A 24310-nucleotide genomic window follows, 5' to 3' on the forward strand; every position below is an offset into this window, starting at 1 on the left:
CGACTCCGTCGTGGAGTTGACGTCACTCCGTGACGTCATGTCAGCAATGCTCCGCATTGCTGACGGCTCGGATCGCTCCGCGATCCGGCCTGTGGGTCCACGCTCCGCGCGGACCCACTGAAGACGCAGCTGCTCAGTCGGAAGGGTGGCTTGCAGGGTTTGCGTTGAACAGAGTCCTCACGACTGTCACATCTGGCCGCAGTGAAGACACTTGCCGGCTTCTTATGTGTGTCATTTTTTTGAGGCCAGATGAATTATGGTCTGGAGATGCGTCTGTGGCTACGCCTAGCACTCCACACGATCGGCTGGACCACCCCGCCCACCGATCCGGCGGAGCTCCTCCAGCGGGTACGGAACTGCTCGGCTCGTCTGCTGGAATCGGCGAGAGAAGTCGCCCATCACCTCAGCGATCGGCGCGTGACGGGCCATGACTTCCGCGACCGCCGCGGGCATGTCGGTGGTGGGCTTCTCCTTGGCGCAGGTGCGTACAAAGGCTCTGCGTTCGTCGGGTTCGTAGCCGTACAGGGTGACGGCCAGCCAGTTCACCAGGTGCGTGACGGCGTAGTACCGGTCGTAGGTGTGGTGGTGGGCGAAGAAGTCGGTCTCGTCCTGGGCGAGTTGGAAGTGGGAGGAGATCGCGAGGCCGTAGTCGGCGAAGAAGAGTTGTTGGCCGTCGGTCAGGATGTTCTCGAAGTGGGCGTCGAAGTGCAGCAGATCATGCGCGTTCATGAACGTGATGCCGGCTTGAAGTTCCTTCTCCACCATGGCGCAGGCCTGCTCGGCCGCCTCATCACCGGCCCCCATCTGGGCGCCCAGCCAGTCGTGCAGGTTCTGCGGGATGTACTCGAGGAACAGCGTGATGCTCGCCGTCGACTGTCGCAGGGCCTTGAGCCGGTCGCGGATTTCTGCCCCGCCTCCCCAGTAGGCGGCGGACCGTTCCACATCGGCCAGTTCCTCGGGAAGCGGTCGGCCATGGTCTGGCAGTACCCGCCAGTGGTACATCAGGGGGAAACCTTCGTAGTCGCCCGCGAGCACCCAGTTCGTCGTCATCTCGTGCACGGCCAGCTCGCGCCAGGCCCCGAACCCCGGGCTGCCGATCCGGCCGATGCCGTAGTGACAGAAGACGGGTAGTGCGAACACGTTCGCCGTGGAGTGGACGTTCTCCGGGCGTCGCTCCAGGTCGGTCAGCCTGATCTGCTTGACGAAGACGGGGGTTCCGCCGACCTCCAGCAGGACTGTCTTTCCGCCGATTCCGGAACCGATCGCTGGAGCTGCGTCCACGGCATCGCGCAGTTCCTGATCGCTGCACCGTGTCAGCATCGTGGACACGGCATCGTGAGCGGCCAGGCGATCACCGTAGGACAGGGCAGGGCTCTCCACGTACGCCTCCAGCGAGGCGCCCGCCTCGCGGGTAGCCACCTCGACCTCAGCGACCACACGGACGTGGCCTGCGAGCCACCCTCTCACGCCGTGCTGAGCACCGCGCCGCCATGGCAGGTACCCCAATCGATCTCCGTACGAAGCGCCCCAGACACAAGTGTGGCGGCGTACACCGACTTTGGGTCGGTGTACGCCGCCGTGGAAGACGCAGGGGAGGGGGGTGCCTGCGTCGTTTTGGCTACTTGGGGTCGCTGTTGAACTGGGCCTTGGACCAGCGGTAGCCGAGTGCGGTGAGGGCGATGCACCAGGCGAGGGCGATCCACCAGTTGTTGCCGATCTCGGTGCCGAGGAGCAGGCCGCGCAGGGTCTCGATGGCGGGGGTGAAGGGCTGGTACTCGGCGATCGGCTGGAACCAGCCGGGCATCGAGTCGAGCGGGACGAAGGCGCTGGAGATGAGGGGGAGCAGGATCAGCGGCATGGCGTTGTTGCTGGCTGCTTCGGCGGTGGGGCTGCCCAGGCCCATGCCGACGGCGATCCAGGTGAAGGCGAGGGCGACCAGGGCGAGGAGGCCGAAGGCGGCGAGCCATTCAAGGACGGTGGCGTCGGTGGAGCGGAAGCCCATGGCCACGCCGACGGCGCCGACGAGGATGACGCTGATGAGGGTCTGCAGGACGCTGCCGACGACGTGTCCGAACAGGATGGAGCTGCGGTGGATGGCCATGGTGCGGAAGCGGGCGATGATGCCTTCGCTCATGTCCGTGGAGACGGAGACCGCGGTGCCGATGGTGGTGGAGCCGATGGTCATCAGGAGGATGCCGGGGACGATGTAGGCGATGTAGGCGTCGCGGCCTGCTCCGCCGCTCATGGCGTCTCCGAAGATGTACACGAAGAGCAGGAGCAGCATGACCGGGGTGAGCAGCAGGTTCAGGGTGAGTGAGGGGTAGCGCCGGGCGTGCAGGAGGTTGCGGCGCAGCATCGTGGACGAGTCACGGACGGCGAGGGACAGGGAGCTCATCGCACGGCCTCCTTCTGCTGGGTCTGCTGGATCGGCTGGTCGGGAACAGTGGTGGTGCTGGTGAGGGCGAAGAAGACGTCGTCGAGGTCGGGGGTGTGGACGGTGAGTTCGTCGGCCTCGATGCCGGCGGCGTCCAGCTGGTCGAGGATCCGGCGGAGTTCGCGCTGGCTGCCGTCGCTGGGGACCTGGAGGGTGAGGGCTTCGTCGTCGCGGGTGGCTTCGTGGAGGGTGCCGGTGGCCGCGGACTGGTAGGCCTGTGGGTCGGTGAAGCGGAGTCGGACGTGGCCGCCGGGGATGAGGCGCTTGAGTTCGTCGGCGGTGCCTTCGGCGGCGATCTTGCCGTTGTTCAGCACGGCGATGCGGTCGGCGAGTTCATCGGCCTCTTCGAGGTACTGGGTGGTGAGGAAGACGGTGACTCCGCCGGTGACGAGCTCGCGGATGATGCCCCACATGTTGTGCCGGGAGCGGGGGTCCAGGCCGGTGGTCGGCTCGTCGAGGAAGATGATCCGGGGGCTGCCGACCAGCGTCATGGCGATGTCGAGGCGGCGCTTCATACCGCCGGAGTAGGTGGAGGCGGGCTTCTTGGCGGCCTCGGTGAGGTCGAAGCGGGCCAGGAGTTCCGCGGTGATGCGGCGGCCTTCCTCCTTGGGGAGGTGGTGGAGGTCGGCCATGAGGAGCATGTTCTCCTCGCCGGTGATCAGGCCGTCGACGGCGGAGAACTGGCCGGTGACGCCGATCGCGGCGCGGGCCGACTGTGCCTGGGTGGCGAGGTCGTGGCCGCCGACCTGGATGGGGCCTGTTGCCGGGTCCGGGGAGACGAGGGTGGAGAGGATCTTGACGGCGGTGGTCTTGCCGGCGCCGTTGGGGCCGAGCAGGGCGAAGACGGTGCCTTCCTCGACGGTGAGGTCGATGCCGTCGAGGACGGTCTTGTCCCCGTAGGACTTGCGCAGCCCGTGCGCCGCGATGGCCAGGTTGGTCATGGGGATGCTCCTTCGAGGGCGGTGCGGGTCAGAGGCTGCGGGCGGCGATGTCGCCCTGGGAGGTGGTGGCGTGGATCGTCAGTCCGGGGGTGTCGTCGGAGTTCTTCAGCGAGTTGTGGATGCGGCCGTGTGAGGTGCCGGCGTCGAGGGTGGCGGAGATGCCGTGGGCCGCTCCGACGGTGATGTTGCCCATCTGGGTGGTGAGCTTGAGGGTGCCGCGGGTGGCCTCGGTGATGTTCAGGTTGCCGCGCTGGGTGGTGATCTCGCCGGGGCCGTTGAGGCGGCCGATGGTGATGTCGGCGTCGTGGCCGGTGAGGTGGGCGCTGTCGGTCTCGTCGAGCTTGACGAGGCCGTGGCCGCCGTCGACGGCGACGTCGCCGAGGCGTCCCACGCCGCGGAATTCGGCGGCGGCGGCCTTCGCCTCGACGCGGGAGCCGGTGGGCAGTTGGACGGTGACCTCGACGGAGCCGGTGCTGCCGAGGAGCTGGTTCTTGGGCTGGGGGGCCCGGACGTGCAGGACTCCGTCGGCGTAGGCGACCTCGACCTGCTCGGCGGCCTTGACGTCGCGGCCCTTGGCGGGGTTGGCGGGCAGGATCTCGACGGTGGTGTCGGTGCGGTCGGCGGCGATGAGCTGGATGCGGCCGGCGGGGATGTCGAGGACGGCCGAGACGGGGGCGGGAGTGTCGAACTTCTGCATCGTGCTCTCCTTCTCCGGTGGTGCGTGCCCCTTCCGGCCCGCTCTTTCCGATGAGAGAAACACTACGTTGCATTCACTGATCCAGCAACAGCCTCGTTGCGTCAAATCGCCATAACCGCAGGCGAATAGAGGAAAGTCGTTGCAACGGCTTCACGGCTAACGCAACGATTGCGTTGACCAGTCGTTGCAATGATATGGAGGTGAACGCTATAGCAGGGCGGCGACCGCCAGACCGACCACGGCCAGGCCGAGCACCATCGCGGCGAACGTCAGCCGCGTGCTGCCGGTCAGCACGGACCAGCGGCGGACCGGGTCCTCGACGAAGCGCTTGGAGAGGTACGCGAGGACCAGTGCGGTCACCAGGACTCCCAGCCGCACCGGCGTGTCCAGCACTCCCCCGGACACCGCGAGCGGCATCAGGATGAGCAGCGGCCAGTGCCAGAGGTAGAGCGAGTAGCTGATGTCGCCGAGGAGCTGGACCGGCTTCGACGAGGTCACCGCGGTGTGCCACCGGCGGCCGGGCGCGGTGCCCGCGACGATGATCAGGCCCGCGCCCAGGGTCGGGAGGAGCGCCGCGGCTCCGGGGTAGGGCGTAAGTCCTGTGTAGTGCACGGCCGAGCCCACGAGCAGCGCGAGGCCGGCGAGGAGAGCCGCGGTGGACAGGGCCTTGGGCAGGGCGAGCCGGGTGCCGGCCAGAGCGATGACGGCGCCGATCGCGAACTCCCACACCCGGACCTGGGTGACGAAGTACGCCGCGGCGGGGTCGGACTCGGTGAGGCGGACGCACCAGAGCAGCGAGACGAGCCCCAGGCCCGTCGTGGCGGCGATGCGGGCCCACGGGGCGCGCAGCTTGAACAGGAACAGCAGGAGCAGCGGCCACACGAGGTAGAACTGCTCCTCGACCGACAGCGACCAGAAGTGCGCCACGGCGGTGACCTTGTACGGGTCGACGGGTTCGGCGCCGAGCAGCCAGTTCTGTCCGTACAGGGCGCTGGCCAGCACCTGGCGGGCGTGGTCGCCCCAGCGGTCCTGCGAGGCGAGGGCGTGCACCGCGACGACGACGCTGGTCAGGACGAGAAGGGCGGCGGGCAGCAGGCGGCGTACGCGCCGTGCGTAGAAGTCCGCGATCCGGATGCGGCCGGTGCCGTTGAGCTCGTGGATCAGCTGGGCACTGATGATGTAGCCGGAGAGGACGAAGAAGGCGTCGACTCCGACGAAGCCGCCGGTGAGTACGGTCGGCCACAGGTGGTGGAAGACGACGAGTCCCACGGCCAGGGCGCGCAGTGCCTGGATGTCCGGGCGGAAGCGGATCTTCTCGGCCTGGACGGCGCTCGGTCTTTCGCGGATGAGCTCTTGGACGGACATGGCACTCCTGGGCGCTGGTCGGGTGAGGTCGTGCGGGAGCGGACCAGTGGCCTTGAGCCCTGGTCTCGCGCCGGTGCAAGGGCGCTCGTGGGGGGAGCTTGCGTGGGTGGTGGCCCTCGGGTGGACGGTCTCAGGGGCGGCTGGAGCGCCACATGGGGTGTGGTCGATTACGGCTGGTGCGGCGCGCCGCGCTCCCCGGCGGCGAGGGGCGGTGCCGGAGCCTGTCCTGACGGCAGGTCAAGTGCCGCCGGGTGTCGGTCGCTTCTGGAGGTCCGCTTGAGGGGTGGTTCCAACTCCCCGGAGGATTCGGCCCTTTGACCGCGCCTTGGGCCACCGTGTGTACCTGGCCGAGCCGTCCGCCGGACCTTCGCGCCCGGGCGGTCGGCCGCACGTGTGTCCCGCTCACCCCCCACTCGATGGAAGCGCGGTTTCCTGTGGCTACCTTCCTGTACAAACTCGGCCGCTTCGCCTTCCGGCGGCGCGGCCTCGTCACCCTGCTGTGGGTCCTGATCGTCTGTGGCGTCGGTGCCGCGGCCTCGGCGGCGCCCGCCCCGCCGACCGAGCAGTTCTCGATGCCGGGCACCGAGTCGCAGAAGGCGTTCGACCTGCTCGAGAAGAAGTTCCCCGCCGCCTCCGCCGACGGTGCCACCGCCCGTATGGTGATCCGCGCGCCGGAGGGCAAGAAGATCGCCGACGAGAAGGCGGCGATCGGCGAGCTCGTCGGCGAGCTGGGGCGGGCGCCCCAGGTGGCGGGCGTCGCCGATCCGTTCGCGGCCCGCTCGATCAGTGCGGACGGCCGGACGGCCTATGCCGTGGTGACGTACAAGGTCACCGCGCCCGACCTCACCGACAAGGCGCACGACGCGCTCACCGCGGCGGCCGACCGGGCCCGTGACGGCGGGCTGACCGTGGAGGCGGGCGGTGACGCGGTCGCGGTCGACGCGGCCATGTCCGGCACCGGCGAGCAGATCGGTGTGCTGCTGTCGGCCCTCGTCCTGTTCCTCACTTTCGGTTCGCTGATCGCCGCCGGGATGCCGTTGCTGACCGCCCTGATCGGGGTGGGTGTCGGTACGTCCGCGATCGCCGCGCTCGGCTCCACGCTCGGGCTGTCCGCGACGACGTCGACGCTGGCGATGATGATCGGCCTCGCGGTCGGCATCGACTACGCCCTGTTCGTGGTGTCCCGCTACCGTGCCGAGATCGCCGAGGGCCACGAGCCGGCGGAGGCCGCGGGCCGCGCGACGGGCACGGCCGGTTCGGCCGTCGTCTTCGCCGGACTCACGGTCATCATCGCGCTGGCCGGTCTCGCGGTCGTCGACATCCCGGTCCTCACCAAGATGGGTCTCGCCGCGGCGGGTACGGTCGCCGTCGCCGTGCTGATCGCGGTCACCTTCGTGCCGGCCCTGCTCGGCTTCGCGCCGCGCCGCGTGCTGCGGGTCGCGGACCGCCACCTCGTCAAGGTCAAGAAGCCGCTGTCGGCGCGCAAGCAGGCCAGGTCCGAGGCGAAGGCCGCGAAGCTGGCGGCGCGCACCAGGCCGAATCTGGCCACCCGCTGGGCCGCGTTCGTGGTCCGTCGCCCACTGGGCGTGCTCCTGCTCGCCGTGGTCGGTCTCGGCGCGCTCGCGCTGCCCGCCACCAAACTGGAGCTGGGGCTGCCCGGCGAGGGCACGATGGCGACCGACACCACCCAGCGCAAGGCGTACGACCTGCTGTCCGACTCCTTCGGGCCCGGCTTCAACGGCCCGCTGACCGTGACGGTCGAGGGCCGTGACGCGGCCGCCGCCGGCGACGAGGTCGGCGCGGCGCTCAAGAACACCGCGGGCGTCGACTCGGTGTCCGCGGCCACGCCGAACAAGGCGGGCGACACCGCGATCCTCTCCGTCGTCCCGAAGACCGGCCCGACCGACGCCACCACCGAGCAGCTGGTCAAGGACATCCGCGCGAAGGCCACGTCGCTCAAGGCGTCCGCGGGCGCCACCGAGATCCTGGTGACCGGCCAGACCGCGCTGTTCATCGACTTCTCGGAAACCCTGTCCGACGCGCTGCTGCCCTACCTGGGCCTGGTGGTCGGTCTGGCCTTCCTGCTGCTGATCCTGGTGTTCCGCTCGGTCCTGGTGCCGCTCAAGGCGGCCCTCGGCTTCCTGCTCTCGGTGAGCGCGGCGCTCGGCGCGGTGGTCGCGGTGTTCCAGTGGGGCTGGGCGAAGGACGTCTTCGGGATCGAGCAGCCGGGGCCGATCATGACGACGATGCCGATCTTCATGATCGGTGTGGTCTTCGGTCTGGCCATGGACTACGAGGTCTTCCTGGTCACGCGGATGCGTGAGGCGTACGTCCACGGCGCCTCGGCGAAGGACGCCGTAGTCACCGGTTTCCGGCACAGCGGACGGGTGGTCGCGGCCGCCGCCCTCATCATGATCAGCGTCTTCTCGGGCTTCGTCGTCGAGGTCAACGACCTGGTGAAGATGATGGGCTTCGGTCTCGCCTCAGCCGTCCTGTTCGACGCCTTCGTGGTCCGCATGGTGATCGTGCCCGCCGTGCACTCGCTGCTCGGTGACGCGGCCTGGTGGCTGCCGAAGTGGCTCGACCGGCTGCTGCCGAACGTCGACGTCGAGGGCGAGAAGCTGCAGCGGCGGCTGCGGCCCGCAACCGCACAGGTGCCGGGGAGCCGGTCGGAGCACGAGCAGGACCTCGTGCACTGAGGGCGCCCCCGCGCCCCATGGCGTCGCGGGCGCTCGTAGCGGTCAAAGCAGCGGATAACTGAACAGATCCCACCCTGCCTCTGGGGCACGACTCGGCCGAATGTCCTGGGTTGACCTTGACCCAAGGGCAGGGTGGACGCTGCTCGTATGACCAGTTCAGCTCTCTCGCCCCGGACCGGCATGGTCCCCGTCGACGACACGGCCCTGGCCGTCACCGACACCCGCGGCCCCGGCCGGGCCGTCGTCTATCTGAACGGCTCCTACGCCGATCAACGGCCCTGGCGGCCGGTGATCGGCGAACTCGGCCCCGGCTGGCGGCACATCACCTTCGACGAGCGGGCCCGCGGCCGCTCCAGGCGGTCGGCGGACTACTCCTTCGAGGCGTGCCTCCGGGACATCGACGCCGTCGTGGCGGCGACCGGTGCGGAACGGCCGCTGCTCGTCGGCTGGTCCTACGGCGCGGCGCTCGCGGTGCACTGGGCCGGCCGGAATCCGGACCGGGTCCTCGGGGTGGTGTGCGTGGACGGCGCCGTACCGTACGGGCTGACCGGCGAGGACGGCAGGGTCCGGATCCGGCGGCTGTTCCGGCGGATGCGGTTGCTGCTGCCGCTGCTGCGCCCGTTCGGCCTGGCCGCGCGGATGAGTGCCGACCAGCACGCCGAGATCAACATCGAGGCGAACGAGCTCAACGCCTCCATCGGACCGGTCCTGGACCGGGTGCCCTGCCCGGTGCGGTACGTCCTCGCCACGGGGGCCAGTCTCGGCGGGGGCGAGGAGGAGATGGAACGGATGCGGGCCTCGCTCGATCCCGTGCTCGCCCGGAACCCGAACATCGAGGTGAGCGCGAAGGTGGCGAGCAACCACTCGAAGATCCTGCGCAAGGACTTCCGCGCGGTCGCGGACGCGGTCCGCGAGATCGCGGCCGCCCACGACCAGGGGACCGGCTGAGCGCATGGTGTACGGACTCACGATCGGTCAGGTCGCCGCGTTCGCCGGCGTCACGGTGAAGACCGTGCGCCACTACCACCGCCTCGGCCTGGTCGACGAACCGGAACGGGACCGGTCCGGCTACCGGCGGTACGGATCGCCCGACATGGTGCGCCTTGTGCAGGTCCGCACGCTCGCGGGCGCGGGCGTGCCGCTGGCGGAGATCGGAGGGCTGCTCGACGCCGGTCCCGAGCGGTTCGCCGCCGCCCTGGACGACGTGGAGCGTCGGCTCACCGACCGGATCGCGGAGCTGACCGCGCGCCGCACGGTGCTGCGCCGGCTCGCCGCGGGTGACCGCCTGCTGCTGCCCGAGCGGGCCTGTGCGGCCCTTGACCTGATGGCCGAGCTCGGTTTCGGCGCCGATTACGTGGCCCTTCAGGAGGAGGCCCTGATACTGGCCCGTGCACTGGTGCCGGAGGTCTTCGACAGTTTCCTGGCCCAGTTGGAGCGCGGGCTCGGCGATCCGCAGTACGTGGCGTTGATGAAGCGCTGCCGGGACGCCGAGTCGTGGGATCCGGACGACCCGCGGCTCGACGAGCTCGCCGCCGCCCTGGCGGCGAAGCTGCTGGCCGACCGCGAGCTGCTGGCGATGCCCGCCGAGTTCGAGGCGCGGCCGGACGCCGCCACCCGCTACGGCCTGATCAACCATCACCGGGAGGACCAGGCGCCGGCCGCCGCCCGCCTGAACGAGCTGCTGGAGGCGCATCTGCGGGCGGTCGGCGTCGACATCCCGCACCAGTGACCGGGGCGGGTGGAGGGTTCTGCCGGGTCAGAGGACGGCGCCCTCCTTCGTCCTGCGGCGCAGCGTGGGCCGGCTGGAGCGGGCGAGGTCCTGCCACATATCGGAGAGGGCGATGACGGTGCGGGCGGCGAACAACCGCCGGATCGACACCTCTTGGTTGAGTTCCGTGCGGATCAGGCCGACGAGCCTGATGGCGCGCAGCGAGTTGCCGCCGAGGTCGAAGAAGTCCTCGTCGATGCCGACCCGGTCGAGTTCGAGGACGTCGGCGAAGGCCGCGGCCAGGGCCCGCTCGGTGTCGTTGCGCGGGGCCCGGTACGTGCCGTCGTCGAAGGCGGGCTGCGGCAGCGCCGCCCGGTCCACTCGTCCGTCCGACGTCATCGGCAGGCGGTCGAGGACGGTGATCACCGTGGGCACCATGGGCTCCGGGAGCCGGGCCGCGGCGAACCGGCGCATTTCTTCTGCCAGTCGGGCCGGTTCGGCCGGTGCTCCTGAAAGGGCCGGGACGACGTAGGCCACCAGTCGGTGCTGTCCGGAGGCGTCGTCCCTGGCGACGACCACCGACTGGGCGAGGCCGGTGTGTTCGGCCAGTGCCTCCTCGACCTCGGCCGGTTCGACGCGGACGCCCCGGACGTCGATGTGGGCGTCGGTGCGGCCCACGTGGGTGAGCCGGCCGTCGGCGTCCCTGCGCACCCGGTCGCCGGTCCGCCGCATGAGGGCGCCGGCCGGTCCGAACGGGCAGGGCACGAAGCGTTCCGCGGTCCGTGCGGGGCTCCCGGGGCAGCCGCGGGGTACGGCGGGCCCGGCCACGTACAGCTCTCCGGTGACACCGACGGGGACGGGCGCGAGGCCCGGGCCCAGGACGTAGAGGGCGGTTTCGGCGGTCGGGGCGTTCGTGTCGACGGTCGTCAGGCCGGGGCAGGCTTCCTGTACGCGGCGCAGTGCGGCGGCGGGGACGCGGTCGCCGCCGGTCCAGACGGTGTGCAGTCCTGCGAGGTGGTCGGGGCGCTGTGCCGCGATGGTCGTGAACAGGCCGGCGGGCAGCCATACCGCGGTGATGTCGTGGGCCGCGCGGGCCCGGGTCAGCGCGTCCACGTCGAGGTCGCCGGGCGGGGCGACCACCACGCGGCCACCGTTCAGGAGGGGTGCCCACAGGTCGAGGGCGAGGGTGTCGGAGGTGTGGGGTGCGTGCCACAGGACGGTGCCCCGGGCCGCGTCCTGCCAGTGCCGGTCCGTGACGTGGTGCGTCAGGTTGCCGTGGGTGACGGCAACTCCCGTAGCGCCACCGGGTGTTGTGGGGTCGTCGGGCAGCACGGCCAGGAGGTGGTCCGGCCGCGGCGGGACGGGGGGCCGCGGTGCGTCGTCGTGGTCCGGCGGGAGGGCGTCGAGGAGCAGGACCGGCACCGGGAGGCCGTCGGGGAGCGTTCCGGCGGTCGTGGTGTCGGTGAGCAGGGCGCGCGCCGGGGTGTCGCCATCGCCGATTCGCGCCGCGATCAGCGGTGCGGGGAGCGCCGGGTCGATCGGCAGGTGGGCTCCGCCCGTCTTCACCACGCCCAGCAGGGCGACGGCCAGGTCCACCGACCGGGGCAGCGCCACGGCGACGACGGTCTCGGGTCCGACGTGCTGCCGGCGCAGCGCGTCGGCGACGCGGTCCGAGCGCTCGTCCAGTTCGCGGTACGAGACGGTGGAGTCGCCGGACACGAGGGCGACGGCGTCCGGGGCGCGCCGCACCTGGTGGGCGAAGAGTTCGCCGGGCGTCGGTGTCGCCGTGGTGTCCGTGGTGGGTGGCATGGTCAGCACGCGGTCGCGCTCGGCGCCGCTCAGCACGTCCAGCGCGCCGACCGGCCGGTCGTCGGCGGCCACCAGGGCGCGGACGTGGTCGATCAACTCGGCGCCGATGAAGTGGAGTTCGGCCCGGGAGTACAGGCGGGTGGGGGCGTCGAGCCGGAGGTACAGGTCGCTGTCGGCGGTGCCGTCGTTGTAGACGGCGATGGACAGTTCGTCGAAGGCGCCGGTCGTTCCGCCGAGGTAGCGCGCCGGGCTGTCGGCGAAGTGGAGCTGCTCGACGAAGTCGACGACGTTCATGACGGCGCCGAAGCTGCCGCGGTCGCCGGGGGCGGTGTCGCTCGCGCGCTGGATGTCCGAGTAGTGGCAGGCGGTGTGGCCGAAGAGCTCGTACGTCTCGTCGACCATGGCGTCGGCGATCTCGGTGAAGGTCGCGCCGAGCGGGACCCGTACGCGTACGGGCACGACGTTCACGGCCAGTCCTGGGGTCCGGCTGGCGACCCCGACCCGGTTGCCCACGGCGAGGGAGAGCAGGAAGTCGGGGCGGTCGCAGCGGTGCCGGAAGTAGACGGCGGCGGCCGAGGTCAGCATCGTGGACATCCAGACACCCAGGGTCTGTGCGGCGTCGGTCCAGGTGTCCGCCTCGGCGCGCGGCACGGTCAGGGTGCGGCTGACCATGCCGATGGGTTCGGTCAGTTCGCCCCAGCGGTCGGCGTCGCACGTCGGTGCGGCGAGCGCGGTCCGGGTCGCTTCGGGCAGGGCGATGCGCGGGACCTGGGCGGGCGGGGGCGCGTCGGCCAGGTAGTCGCGCCAGAACGCGGTGTCCTCGGTGAACGTCGGGGAGTCGGTGTACTGCTCGGTCTCGGCGGCGAACGACTCGACGTCCCAGGGGTGGGGCAGTTCCGGTACCTGCTGTCCGCGGGCGAGTGCCGTGTACACCTCGGCGAGGCGCTTCGACAGCAGGCCGCCGGTGCCGAAGCCGTCCGAGACGAGGTGGTGGTAGGCGATCACCACGAGGGAGCGGGACGCCGCGAGTTTCACCACGCCGAGCCGGAAGAGCAGGTCGCGTTCCAGGTCGAACGGTGTGCGCAGCAGGTCGGCCAGGGCGGTGCGCGCGGCCTGTTCGGGGTCGGTGTCGGCGCTGACGTCCAGGTGGAAGGGCCGCCAGTCCCCCAGTTCGCGCGGGGTGAGCCGCAGTCCACTGCCGTCGTCGGTGAAGGTGACGCGGAGTACTTCCGCTTCGTCGAGCACGTGCAGGAACGCGGATTCCATGACGGCCGCGTCGAGTTCACCGGCCACGTCCCACATGGTCAGCGCATGGTTCAGCGTGTCGGGAGACACCTTCTCCGCCAGCCACAGTCCTTTATGCGCAGACGACGCACTGAACGAACGCACACGGATCAACCCCTCAGAGAACAGGTCCGGGAACCGCGGGAATCGCGGGAATTCGCAGATCACCTCCACTTTCTGGGAAGTGAATCAGCCGTTCAAGACAGCTGGGTGGCCGGCGGGACGGGCCGCTGTGGTGCTTGCGGTGTCCCGCCGGCGGGACGGGTCTACGGGGCGGTGCGGGGTGCGCCGGGCCGTGCCATGGCGGACACGAGGTGTCCGGCGATGCGGCGCGGGGACGGGTGGCGCAGCACCAGGTTCGCCCGCAGCCTGAGTCCGGTCGACGCGCTGAGGCGTTTGCTGAGTTCGACGGAGAGCAGGGAGTCGAAGCCGATCTCCTTGAACTCCTGGTCGGGGTCGAGGGACTGGGTGGAGGAGTGGCCGAGGACGACGGCGACCTTCTCCAGGACGTGGTCGAGGACGAGTTGCTCCGCCTGGTCGTCGGGGAGGGCGGAGATCCGCTCCGGCAGGGGTTCGGCCCGGTCGTCGTCCGCGGGCGGTTCCGTGGCCGGGGTGATCTCGGCGGCCGCGGTGGGCGAGGAGTTCAGCCAGAACCGCTGCCGCTGGAACGCGTACGTCGGCAGATCCGCCTTGGGGCGGGGGCCGAACAGGGCGTCCCAGTCCACGGTCCCGCCCCGCACGTACAGCTGGGACAGGGAGCCGACGAGGGACTCCACCTCGTCGCGGTCGCGGCGGGCCGACGACAGGACCAGCGCGTCGTCCAGGTCCTCGACGGTCTCCTGCACGGGGACGGTGAGGACGGGGTGCGGGCTCATCTCGATGAACGTCCGGTGTCCGTCGTCGGCCAGCTGCCGGACGGACGAGGCGAAGAGGACCTGTTCGCGCAGGTTGTCGTACCAGTACTCGCCGGTCAGTGCCGCGGTGTCGATGACCTTGCCGTAGAGAGTGGAGCAGAAGGGCAGCGTCGACGTCCGGGGGCTGATGTCGGACAGGGCGTCGATCACCTGGTCGCGGACGCGGGTCACGTGGGGCGAGTGGGAGGCGTAGTCGACGGAGATCCTGCGCGCCTGGACGCCTTCGGCCTTCATCTTCTCCACGAACTCGTCGAGCGCGTCCGGTTCTCCGGACACCACCACGGAGCGAGGGCCGTTGACCACGGCGACGCTCACCGTGTCGCTCCACGGGGCGAGCGCCCGGGCCACCACGTCCGCGGATTCGGCGACCGACGCCATGCCGCCGTGGCCGATCAGGTCCACCAAGGCCTTGCTGCGCAGCGCCACGACCTTGGTGGCGTCGCGCAGGGACAGGGCGCCACAGACGTGGGCGGCGGCTATCTCGCCCTGGCTGTGGCCGACGACCGCGGCGGGTTCCACGCCCCAGGAGCGCCACAGCGCGGCCAGGGACACCATCACGGAGAACAGCGCGGGCTGCACGACGTCCACCCGGTCGAGGGTCGGTGCCCCCTCGGTGCCGCGCAGCACGTCGAGGAGGGACCAGTCGACCCACTCGGCGAGGGCGTCCGCGCACGCGTCGAGGGACTGCGCGAACACCGGGAAGGCGTCATACAGTTGCCGGCCCATGCCGGCCCACTGCGAGCCCTGGCCGGGGAACATGAAGGCGACCCGGCCGGGGTTCCCCGCGACACCCCGGATCACGGCGGTGGACTCGGTGCCGCCGGCGAGCGCCGCCAGGCCGTTCGTCAGTGCGTCGCGGTCGGGGCCCAGGACGACGGCGCGGTGCTCGAAGCGCGTCCGGTCCGACACGAGGGTCGCGCCGATGGCGGCGATACCGGCGATGTCGCCCGCATCGGTGCCGGGGCGGGCGGTGGCGAAGTCGCGGAGCTTGGCGGCCTGGCGCTCCAGGGCCGCCGCGTTCTTGCCCGACAGCACCCAGGGGACGAGGCCGCCCGTCACGGCCTCGGCCACCCGCTCCGCCGGTTCCTGCGGCGGTGCCTCTTCCAGGATCACGTGCGCGTTGGTGCCGCTGACGCCGAACGACGACACGGCGGCCCGTCGCGGCCCGTCGGCCCTGGTCCATTCCCGTCCCTCGACGAGGAGTTCGACGTCGCCCGACGACCAGTCGACGTGCCGTGAGGGAGTGTCCACGTGGAGGGTCTTGGGCAGGTGCCCGTGGCGCAGGGCCAGGACGGACTTGATGACGCCGCCGACGCCGGCGGCGGCCATGGAGTGGCCGATGTTCGACTTCAGGGATCCCAGCCAGAGCGGCCGGTCCGGCGCCCGGTCCTGTCCGTACGTCGCGAGCAGGGCGCCCGCCTCGATGGGGTCGCCCAGCGTGGTGCCGGTGCCGTGCGCCTCGACCAGGTCCACGTCGGCGGCGGCGACGCCCGCGTTCGCCAGGGCCTTGCGGATCACGTTCTCCTGGGCGCGGCCGTTGGGCGCGGTCAGTCCGTTGCTGGCCCCGTCCTGGTTGACGGCGGAGCCGCGCAGGACGGCGAGCACCGGGTGGCCGGCCCGCCGGGCGTCGGACAGCCGCTCCAGGAGGAGCACGCCGACGCCTTCGGCCCAGCCGGTCCCGTCGGCTCCGTCGGCGAAGGCCTTGCACCGGCCGTCGGCGGACAGGGCGCCCTGCCGGGAGAACTCCACGAAGAACGAGGGCGTCGCCATCACCGACGCGCCGCCCGCGAGGGCGAGCGAGCACTCGCCCGCCCGCAGCGACTGCGCCGCCATGTGGAGGGTCACCAGCGACGACGAGCAGGCGGTGTCCACCGACACGGCGGGCCCGGTCAGGCCCAGTTCGTAGGCGACGCGGCCGGACGCGACGCTCAGGGCGCTGCCGTACAGCAGGTGGCCCTCCAGTTCCCGCTGTCCCGCCTCCAGGAACCGCCATCCGTACTCGGACGAGCTGACGCCGGAGAAGACGCCGACGTCGGTGCCCCGTACGTCGGCGGGGACGATGCCCGCCCGTTCGAAGGCCTCCCACGACGTCTCCAGGAGGAGGCGGTGGTGCGGGTCGATGGCGAGGGCCTCGCGCGGGCTGATGCCGAAGAAGCCCGCGTCGAAGGCGGCCGCGTCGGTCAGGAAGCCGCCGTGCCGGGTGTACGAGTGGCCGACGGTGTCGGGGTCCGGGTCGTAGACGTCGCGCCAGCCGCGGTCCGTGGGGAAGGTGTCCACGGCGTCGCGGCCCTCGCGGAGCATGTCCCACAGGTCCTCGGGGGTGGCCACGCCGCCGGGGTAGCGGCAGGCCATGGCGATCACGGCGATCGGCTCGCCGCGGCCGGCCTTCAGGGCGTCGTTCTCCTGGCGGAGGCGGTCGCGCTCCTCGATGAGTGTGCGCAGCGCCCGCTGGACCCGGTCCGCGCCGTCCGCCGTGCGATCCGCGGAGTTGGTCATGGTCACTACCTCTTCTCGTCCAGGGCCAGGTCGACCAGTGCGTCCAGGTCGAGGTCCGACAGTTCGTCCGCGGTCACGTCCAGGTCGGCGCCGGTGTCAGGGGTCCGTCCGCTGTCGTCCGTCGGGGGCGTGTCGGCGCAGGCCAGGACCAGGTCCAGGAGGCCCGCGCGCCGCAGGCCCTCGATCGATACGTGGCGCAGGGCCTCGCGGATCGCTGAATCCTCGGCGGTCTCGGCGGTTCCGGCGGTGCAGGCCGGGTCCGGGTCGGGTGCGGGGCGCAGCAGGCCGTGCAGGTGCTCGCCCATCTCGTGGGGGGTCGGGTGGTTGAAGACGAGGGTGGACGGCAGCCGCAGTCCGGTCGCGGCGGCCAGGCGGTTGCAGAGTTCGACCGAGGTCAGCGAGTCGAAGCCGAGCTGGGTGAAGGTCTGGCCGGCGTCGACGGCCGCGCCGGAGGGGTGGCCGAGCACGACGGCTACCTGGTCGCGGACCCAGTCGAGGACGGCTGCCGCCGCTTCGTCGGCGGGCAGGGCGGCGAGCCGGGCGGTCAGGCCGGGGCCTTCGTCCCGGGGCGTGGCCGGCTCGGTGCGGCGGGTCCTGCCGGTGGTGGCGAGGTCGCGCAGGAGGAGCGGTACGTCGTCCACGGCCTTGTTCCGCAGGGCGGTGACGTCCACGCGGGCGGGGACGAGGACCGGTGCGTCGGCGGCGCACGCCGCGTCGAACAGGGCGAGGGCCTCGGGTGTCGGCATCGCGGCGATGCCCATGCGGCGCAGCCGGGACAGGTCGGTGTCGTCCAGGGTCCCGGTCATGCCGCTGCTCTGTTCCCACCAGCCCCAGGCCAGCGAGGTGCCGGGCAGCCCGGACGCCCTGCGGTGGGCGGCCAGTCCGTCCAGGAAGGCGTTGGCCGCCGCGTAGTTCGCCTGGCCGCCGTTGCCGAGCGTGCCCGCGAGGGCGGAGAACGCGACGAACGCCGACAGGGGCCGGTCCCTGGTCAGTTCGTGCAGGTTGACGGCGCCGCCCGCCTTGGCGTGCAGGACGTGGTCGAGGCTCTCGGGGGTCAGGGACTCGACGGTGCCGTCGGCCAGGACGCCGGCCGCGTGCACGACGGCGGTGAGCGGGTACCGCGCGGGCAGGTCCGCGAGGAGCGCGGCCAGGGCGGTCCGGTCCGCGACGTCGCAGGCCACGACCTTCACCTCCGCGCCCGCGCCGGTCAGTTCGGCGACCAGTTCGGGCGCCCCGTCGGCCGCCGCTCCCCGGCGGCCGGCCAGGACCAGGCTGCGTACGCCGTGCTCGGTGACGAGGTGGCGGGCCACGAGGGAGCCCACGCCGCCGGTGCCGCCGGTGACGAGGACGGTGCCGCCGCCGAAGCCGCCGCCCACGTCGAGCACGAGCTTGCCGGTGTGGCGGCCCTGGCTCATCTCGCGGAACGTGGCGCGCGCGTCGCGGACGTCGCGGACGGCGACCGGGTTCAGCCGCACCTGTCCTTCGTCGAACAGCTCCATCACGGTCCGGAACATGGCGTGGATCGCCTCGGGTCCCGCCTCGTAGAGGTCGAAGGCCTCGTAGGCGACGCCGGGGTGGTCGGCCGCCACGCGCCGCGGCTCGCGGATGTCGGTCTTGCCCATCTCGACGAAGGCGCCGCCCCGGGGCAGCAGCGTCAGTGAGGCGTCGACGAAGGTGTGGGCGAGGGAGTTCAGGACGACGTCCATGCCGTGGCCGTCCGATGTGGCGAGGAACTTCCGGGCGAACTCCAGGTCGCGGGAGGAGGCGAGGTGGTCGTCGTCGATCCCGAGGGCGCGCAGGGCGGGCCACTTGGCCGGGCTCGCGGTCGCGTAGATCTCGGCGCCGGCGTGCCGGGCCAGTTGTACGGCGGCCATGCCGACGCCGCCCGCCGCGGCGTGGATGAGGACCCGCTGCCCCTTCTCGAGCTTCGCGACGTGGAAGAGCCCGTGGTACGCGGTGAGGAAGGTGGTCGGCACGGACGCCGCCTCGGCGTGGCTCCACCCGTCGGGGATCGGCATGAGCATGCGGTGGTCCGCGACGGCGACGCGGCCGAAGGCGCCGGTGAAGATGCCGGTGACGCGGTCGCCCGGGGCCAGCCGGGTCACGTCGTCCGCGACGTCGAGGACGACTCCGGCGCCCTCGCTGCCGAGTCCGGCGTCGATGGCGGTGCGGTCGACGAGGCCCAGCGCGATGGTGACGTCACGGAAGTTGAGCCCGGCGGCCTGTACGGCGATGCGGACCTGTCCGCTGGTCAGGGGCTCGGTGACCTCGGGGCAGGGCACCCAGGTCAGGTTCTCCAGGGTTCCCTTGTTCGGGATGCCGAGCCGGTGCGGGCCGTCCGTGGGCGGTTCGATCCGCTGGTCGGCGGGCGGGGCGGGGGCGAGGCGGGGGACGAGGAACGTGCCGCCGCGCAGCGCCAGTTGGTCCTCGGCGAGGGCGAGCGCGTCCGGGATCCGTGCCCAGGACGTCTCGTCGTCGTCGATGTCCAGGAGCCGGAACCTGCCGGGGTGCTCGGTCTGCGCGGACCGGACCAGGCCCCACACGGAGGCTCCGGGGAGGCTGTCCACGCCCTCGCCCGCACGGGTGGAGAGGGCGCGGCGGGTCAGCACGGACAGCGTTGTTCCGGCGAGCGTCTCGTCGGCGAGGAACCGCTGGATCCGGTCCAGTACGTACTTGTCGGTGTCGCCCACTTCGGCCAGCAGGTCGCGGTCGGTGTCGGAAGCCGGCGCGGTGGGGTCGGCGGGGGCGGTGTCGTCCACGCACAGGACGAGATGCCGGGGGGCCTGCTCCCCAGAGGCCTCGTCGAGGGAGGCGGCGCGCGTGACGTTCTCGCCGCCGGTCTCGGCGAGCCGGGCGGCCAGACCCCTGTCCGCTCCCACAACTTCCCACGAGACAGCGGGAGTTGACTGACCGCCTGGTGGGGCCGGGCGCCATTCCACCGCGTAGAGCGGCTGTGCCGGGCGCACCTGGTCGGGCCTCGCGGGCCGGAACGTCAGGGTCTCGACGTGCGCGGTGCCGCGGCCCTCCTCGTCGGCGATCGTCAGCGACACGGCGCCCTCGCCGACCGGGGAGAGCCTGACCCGTACGGTCGGGCCGCACACGCCGGTCAGGGCGGCCCCGGACCAGGCGAAGGGCATCCAGCCCTGCTCGCCCGTCACCTCGATGACGCCGCCGGCCACCGCCGCGTGCAGGACGGTGTCGAGCAGTGCCGGATGCAGGGCGAATCCGCTGCCCGTCGTGCCCTGGACGTCCTCCGGCAGGGTGGCGAGGGCGTAGAGGTCGTCGCCGTGCCGCCGGACCTCGCGCAGTCCGCGGAACGCGGGGCCGTAGTCGAAGCCCGCGTCGGCGAAGGAGTCGTAGAGGCCGTCGATGGCGAGCGGGGTCGCGCCGGCCGGTGGGCGGGCGCCGCGCGCGTGCGGGTCGCCGGTCCGCGGGGCGTCCGGTGCCAGGGTGCCCTGTGCGTGCCGGGTCCAGCCGTCCGCTGTGGGGCTGTCGCCGGCGGGGCGGGCGTGCACCTCCAGGGCGCGGCGGCCGGTCTCGTCGGGTGCGCCGACGACGACCCGGACCTGGACCTCGCCCGTGTCGGGCAGGATCAGGGGCACTTCCAGGGAGAGTTCCTCGACCGCTGCGCATCCGACGCGGTCGCCCACCGACAGGGCGAGGTCCAGGTGGGCCGTGGCCGGGACGACGACCGCGCCGAACACGGTGTGGTCGGCCAGCCAGTCGTGGGTGCGCAGCGACCACAGGCCGGTGAACACCACCTCGTCGGTGCCGGGACGGTCCACCGCGGCGCCGAGCAGCGGGTGGCCGGGGGCCGACAGGCCGGCGGCGGCGACGTCCGCCGTGTCCTGCCCGGCGATGAAGTCCATCCAGTAGCGCTGCCGCTGGAACGCGTACGTCGGCAGGTCCACCTGTCGGCGCGGTCCGAACACCGCGTCCCAGTGCACGGACGCGCCCCGGACGTGCAGCTGGGCGAGCGCGGCGGCCAGCGCCCTGACCGGCCCGCGGTCCCGCCGCGCCGACGACACGACGACGGTGTCGTGCGGGCCCTCGGCGGCGAAGGTGTCCTGGGTGATGCTCGCGAGCGTCGAGCCCGGCCCGACCTCGATGAAGACGTCCGCGCCGGCCTCCCGGGCGCACTCGACGGCGTCGTGGAAGCGGACGGGTTCGCGGACGTGGCGCACCCAGTGCTCCACGGACGTCAGCTCCCGGAGCGTGGCCGGGCGGCCGAGCCTGGTCGAGACGACCGGGATCGTCAGCTCACCCGTGGGGAGTTCGCCGAGCGCGGCGGCGAACTCGTCCAGGACCGGGTCCATCAGCGGGGAGTGGAAGGCGTGGTCGACGGCGAGGAGCTTCGCCGAGGTGCCGTCGGCGACGAGCAGGTCGCGGATCGCGTGGACCTGGTCGCGCGCGCCCGAGACGACGACGGACTCCGGGCCGTTGACGGCGGCGATGCCGACCCGGTCGTACGCGTCGAGCAGGGGGACCACGTGGGCTTCGGAGGCGCGGACGGCGAGCATGGCGCCGGGCTCGGTGACCGTCTGCATGGTCCGTCCGCGGGCGGCCACGAGGCGGGTCGCGGTGTCGAGGCCGAGGACTCCGGAGACGTGGGCGGCGGCGATCTCGCCGACGGAGTGGCCGATCAGGCGGTCGGGCCGGGGGAAGTACCGGGCCATGAGCCGGTACAGGGCGACCTGGAGGGCGAACAGGGCGGGCTGCGCGATGTCCGTGCGGTCGCGCTGTGCGGGCTCGTCGGCGAGGAGGAGGGGCTTCAGGGCGAAGGGGAGGTGCGTGTCGAAGTGTGCGCAGGTCTCGTCGAGGCTCTGCGCGAAGACGGGGAAGGTGTCGTACAGCTCGCGGGCGGCTCCGGCCCAGGGCGAGCCCTGTCCGGGGAACATGAAGACGGTTCCGGCGGGCTCGCCTGCGACGCCGCGGACGACGGCGGCGTTCTCCGTGCCGTCGGCGAGCGTGGCCAGCGCGCTGAGGAGTTCGTCCCGGTCGCGGCCGTGGACGACCGCGCGGTGGTCGAGGTGGGAGCGGCTCGACGTCAGCGACCAGCCGATGTCGGCGACGTCGAGGTCGTCGTCGGCCGCGGCGAAGGCGCGGAGTTTCGCCGCCTGGGCCCGCAGCGCGCGCTCCGACCGTGCCGAGAGGACCCAGGGCACCAACTCGCCTTCCACGGACGGGACTTCACCCACATGGTGCGGATCCGGCTCGGCCTCGGGGGGCTGTTCCAGGATGAGGTGGGCGTTCGTGCCGCTGGCTCCGAAGCTGGAGATGCCGGCGCGGCGGGGGCGTTCCGGCGCGTCCGGCCACTCCCTGGCCTCGGTCAGCAGCCGCACCGAACCGGACGACCAGTCCACGTGCGTGGAGGGGCGGTCCACGTGCAGCGTCTTCGGCATGACACCGTGCCGCATCGCCATGATCATCTTGATGATGCCGCCAACACCTGCCGCCGCCTGCGTATGACCGGTGTTCGACTTCAACGAGCCGAGCCACAAGGGCCGTTGAGGATCGCGGTCCTGCCCGTACGTCGCCAGCAGGGCCTGCGCCTCGATGGGGTCGCCCAGGGTGGTGCCGGTGCCGTGCGCCTCGACCACGTCGACGTCGTCCGCCTGGAGCCGGGCGTTCGCCAGCGCGGCGCGGATCACGCGCTGTTGGGCGGGACCGCTGGGCGCGGTCAGGCCGTTGGACGCGCCGTCCTGGTTGATCGCGGAGCCGCGGATGACCGCCCAGATCCGGCGGCCGTTGCGCCGCGCGTCCGACAGCCGCTCCAGGACCAGTACGCCGACGCCCTCGGCGAAGCCCGTACCGTCCGCCGCCTCCGCGAACGCCTTGCAACGCCCGTCCTCCGACAGACCCCGCTGCCGCGAGAACTCCCGGAACACCTGCGGCATCGCCATGACGGTGACGCCGCCGGCCAGGGCGAGCCCGCACTCGTCCTGGCGCAGCGACTGCACCGCCTGGTGCACGGCCACGAGCGACGACGAGCACGCGGTGTCCGTCGAGAGCGCCGGACCTTCGAGACCCAGCGTGTACGCCACGCGGCCGGACGCCACGCTCAGCAGGGAACCGGTCTGGGCGTAGCCGGAGATGGCCTCGGGCGTGGAGAAGTGGTTGCCGTAGCCGAAGTAGGCGAGGCCGGCGAACACGCCGGTGCTGCTGCCGCGCAGGGTCGCCGGGTCGATGCCGGCGCGCTCCAGGGACTCCCAGGAGGTCTCCAGGAGGAGGCGCTGCTGCGGGTCGGCGGCGAGCGCCTCGCGCGGGCTGATCCCGAAGAACTCGGCGTCGAAGTCACCCGCGTCGTACAGGAATCCGCCCGAGCCGGTGCGGCAGCTGCCCGGCCGGTCCTGGTCCGGGTCGGCGAGTTCCGCCAGGTCCCAGTTGCGGTCGTCGGGGAACGCCGACACGGCGTCCGTGCCGCTGCGCACCAGCTCCCACAGCTCCTCGGGGGACGCCGCGCCGCCCGGGAACCGGCAGGCGACGCCGACCACGGCGACGGGTTCGGCCGCGGCGTCCGTCACTTCCTTCAGGCGCTTGCGGGTCTCGATGAGCTCGATCGAGGTCCGCTTGAGGTAGTCGAGAACCTCGGCGTTGTTGTCGTTGGTCATCGCTCTCCCCTAGCCGAGCTCTTTGTCCAGGAGCGAGAGGAGCTCTCCCGCCGAGGCCGAACTGATCCGGTCGACGAGGGCGACCGGTGATCCCTCGCCCACCATCGAGCGGACCCTGCCCTGCACCTCGCCGAGCAGCGTGGACAGGGCGGCCTTGTCCTCATCGGCGAGGTCATGGAACGCGTCCTCGATGCGGGCGCCGAGGCCTTCGATCTCCGCGGCCAGGTGATCGGCCGGGGACCGGGGTGCGGCGCCGGGTCCTTCGGCGCCGGATCCCTGGGTGCCGCCGGTGTTCAGGAACTGTGCGAGGGCGCGCGGGTTCGGGTGGTCGAAGACGAGGGTGGCGGGCAGGGTGCGGCCGGTCGCCGCCGCCAGCCGGTTGCGCAGGTCGAGCGCCGTGAGCGAGTTGATGCCCAGTTCCTTGAAGGTGGCGGTGGACCCGATCCGTGCGCCGCCGGAGTGGCCGAGGACGAGGGCGGTCTGCGCCCGTACGGCGTCGAGCAGCACGGTCTCCGCCTCGCCGGGCGGCAACGACCTGAGCCGTTCCGCGAGTCCGGCGTCGGCCGGCCCGGGGGCCGCCGGGTCGGCGGCGGGGCCCGTGGGTGTGCCGAGCAGTCCGCGCAGGAGCGGCGAGGCCGGGCGGTCGGCCTGCGGCAGGCCGGGGGCCGGGAGGTCGAGCAGCGCGGGCACCAGGACCGGTTCGTCCCGGGTGATCGCCGCGTCGAAGAGGGCGAGCCCCCGGCGCGTCGGCAGCGGCAGCACGCCCTGCCGGCGCAGGCGTGCGACGTCCTCCTCGCCGATGTCGGCGATCATCTCGCTGCGCTCCGCCCACAGGCCCCAGCACAGGGAGCGGGCCGGGAGCCCGGCGGCGCCGCGTGCTTCGGCGAGGCCGTCGAGGAACGCGTTGGCCGCCGCGTAGTTGGCCTGTCCGGCCGTGCCCACGACGCCCGCGACCGAGGAGAACAGGACGAACGCGGAGAGGCCGAGGTGTGCGGTCAGTTCGTGCAGGTGCCAGGCGCCGCGCACCTTCGGGGCGAGGACCGTGTCCAGGCGGTCCCCGGTCAGCGCCGCGACGACGCCGTCGTCGAGCACGCCCGCGCAGTGGATCACCGCCGTCAGCGGCCGCTCGGGCGGCATCGCGGCGAGCACCTCGGCGACGGACGCGCGGTCCGTGACGTCGCAGGCCACGACCTCGGCCCGGGCGCCTGCCGCGCTGAGTTCGGCGCGCAGGTCCGCCGCGCCGGGGGCCGCCGGTCCGCGCCTGCTGGTCAGGACGAGGCTGCGCACTCCGTGCCGTTCGACGAGGTGCCGGGCGAGGAGGGCACCCAGGCCGCCGGTGCCGCCGGTGATCA

11 protein-coding genes and 1 pseudogene are annotated in these 24310 nt (G+C 72.1%); 3 read left to right on the forward strand and 9 right to left on the reverse strand.

What is annotated here, in order from left to right; genetic code table 11:
- Window positions 1-285: 285 nt before the first annotated feature.
- The 5 genes from M4J07_RS35390 to M4J07_RS35410 form a co-directional block, all read right to left on the reverse strand.
- Window positions 286-1365, reverse strand: a complete 1080-nt coding sequence (locus M4J07_RS35390) for a protein kinase family protein (protein WP_255978939.1) — start codon at window positions 1363-1365, stop codon at window positions 286-288.
- Between the two features lie 253 nt (window positions 1366-1618).
- Window positions 1619-2395, reverse strand: a complete 777-nt coding sequence (locus M4J07_RS35395; RefSeq protein WP_255978917.1) for an ABC transporter permease — start codon at window positions 2393-2395, stop codon at window positions 1619-1621.
- On the reverse strand, window positions 2392-3375 hold the full coding sequence (locus tag M4J07_RS35400) for an ATP-binding cassette domain-containing protein (protein ID WP_255978919.1): 984 nt from the start codon (window positions 3373-3375) through the stop codon (window positions 2392-2394). Before M4J07_RS35400 ends, M4J07_RS35395 begins: the two co-directional genes overlap by 4 nt.
- A gap of 28 nt (window positions 3376-3403) precedes the next feature.
- The gene (locus M4J07_RS35405) at window positions 3404-4072 is read right to left on the reverse strand and encodes a DUF4097 family beta strand repeat-containing protein (RefSeq protein ID WP_255978921.1); all 669 of its coding nucleotides are present in this window, start codon (window positions 4070-4072) and stop codon (window positions 3404-3406) included.
- 207 nt (window positions 4073-4279) lie between these two features.
- Window positions 4280-5437, reverse strand: coding sequence for an acyltransferase family protein (locus M4J07_RS35410; RefSeq protein WP_255978923.1), 1158 nt, complete (start codon window positions 5435-5437; stop codon window positions 4280-4282).
- Between the two features lie 434 nt (window positions 5438-5871).
- Here M4J07_RS35410 and M4J07_RS35415 point away from each other — a divergent pair, with 434 nt between their 5' ends.
- The 3 genes from M4J07_RS35415 to M4J07_RS35425 all read left to right on the forward strand — a co-directional run bounded on the left by M4J07_RS35415 (window position 5872) and on the right by M4J07_RS35425 (window position 9865).
- Entirely contained in the window at window positions 5872-8136 is a 2265-nt protein-coding gene (locus M4J07_RS35415; protein WP_255978925.1) for an MMPL family transporter, read from the forward strand.
- A gap of 147 nt (window positions 8137-8283) precedes the next feature.
- Window positions 8284-9084, forward strand: coding sequence for an alpha/beta fold hydrolase (locus M4J07_RS35420; RefSeq protein ID WP_255978927.1), 801 nt, complete (start codon window positions 8284-8286; stop codon window positions 9082-9084).
- A 4-nt stretch (window positions 9085-9088) separates the two neighbouring features.
- Window positions 9089-9865, forward strand: coding sequence for a MerR family transcriptional regulator (locus tag M4J07_RS35425; protein WP_255978929.1), 777 nt, complete (start codon window positions 9089-9091; stop codon window positions 9863-9865).
- Between the two features lie 27 nt (window positions 9866-9892).
- On the opposite strand, the gene M4J07_RS35430 is transcribed toward M4J07_RS35425, so the two are convergent.
- The 4 genes and pseudogenes from M4J07_RS35430 to M4J07_RS35445 all read right to left on the reverse strand — a co-directional run.
- A complete protein-coding gene (locus tag M4J07_RS35430) occupies window positions 9893-13111 on the reverse strand; it encodes a condensation domain-containing protein (RefSeq protein ID WP_308284802.1) in 3219 nt (1072 codons plus the stop codon).
- Window positions 13112-13203: 92 nt separating this feature from the next.
- Window positions 13204-16347, reverse strand: coding sequence for a type I polyketide synthase (locus M4J07_RS35435; protein ID WP_255978933.1), 3144 nt, complete (start codon window positions 16345-16347; stop codon window positions 13204-13206).
- Between the two features lie 5 nt (window positions 16348-16352).
- Window positions 16353-22796, reverse strand: a pseudogene (locus M4J07_RS35440) (type I polyketide synthase); the annotation flags it as partial.
- 171 nt (window positions 22797-22967) lie between these two features.
- Window positions 22968-24310: type I polyketide synthase (locus M4J07_RS35445; protein WP_255978937.1), on the reverse strand; the 1343-nt coding region annotated here is incomplete at its 5' end.

Origin of the sequence: Streptomyces longispororuber (assembly GCF_024448165.1) — a bacterium.
Classification (GTDB): Bacteria; Actinomycetota; Actinomycetes; order Streptomycetales; family Streptomycetaceae; genus Streptomyces; species Streptomyces longispororuber_A.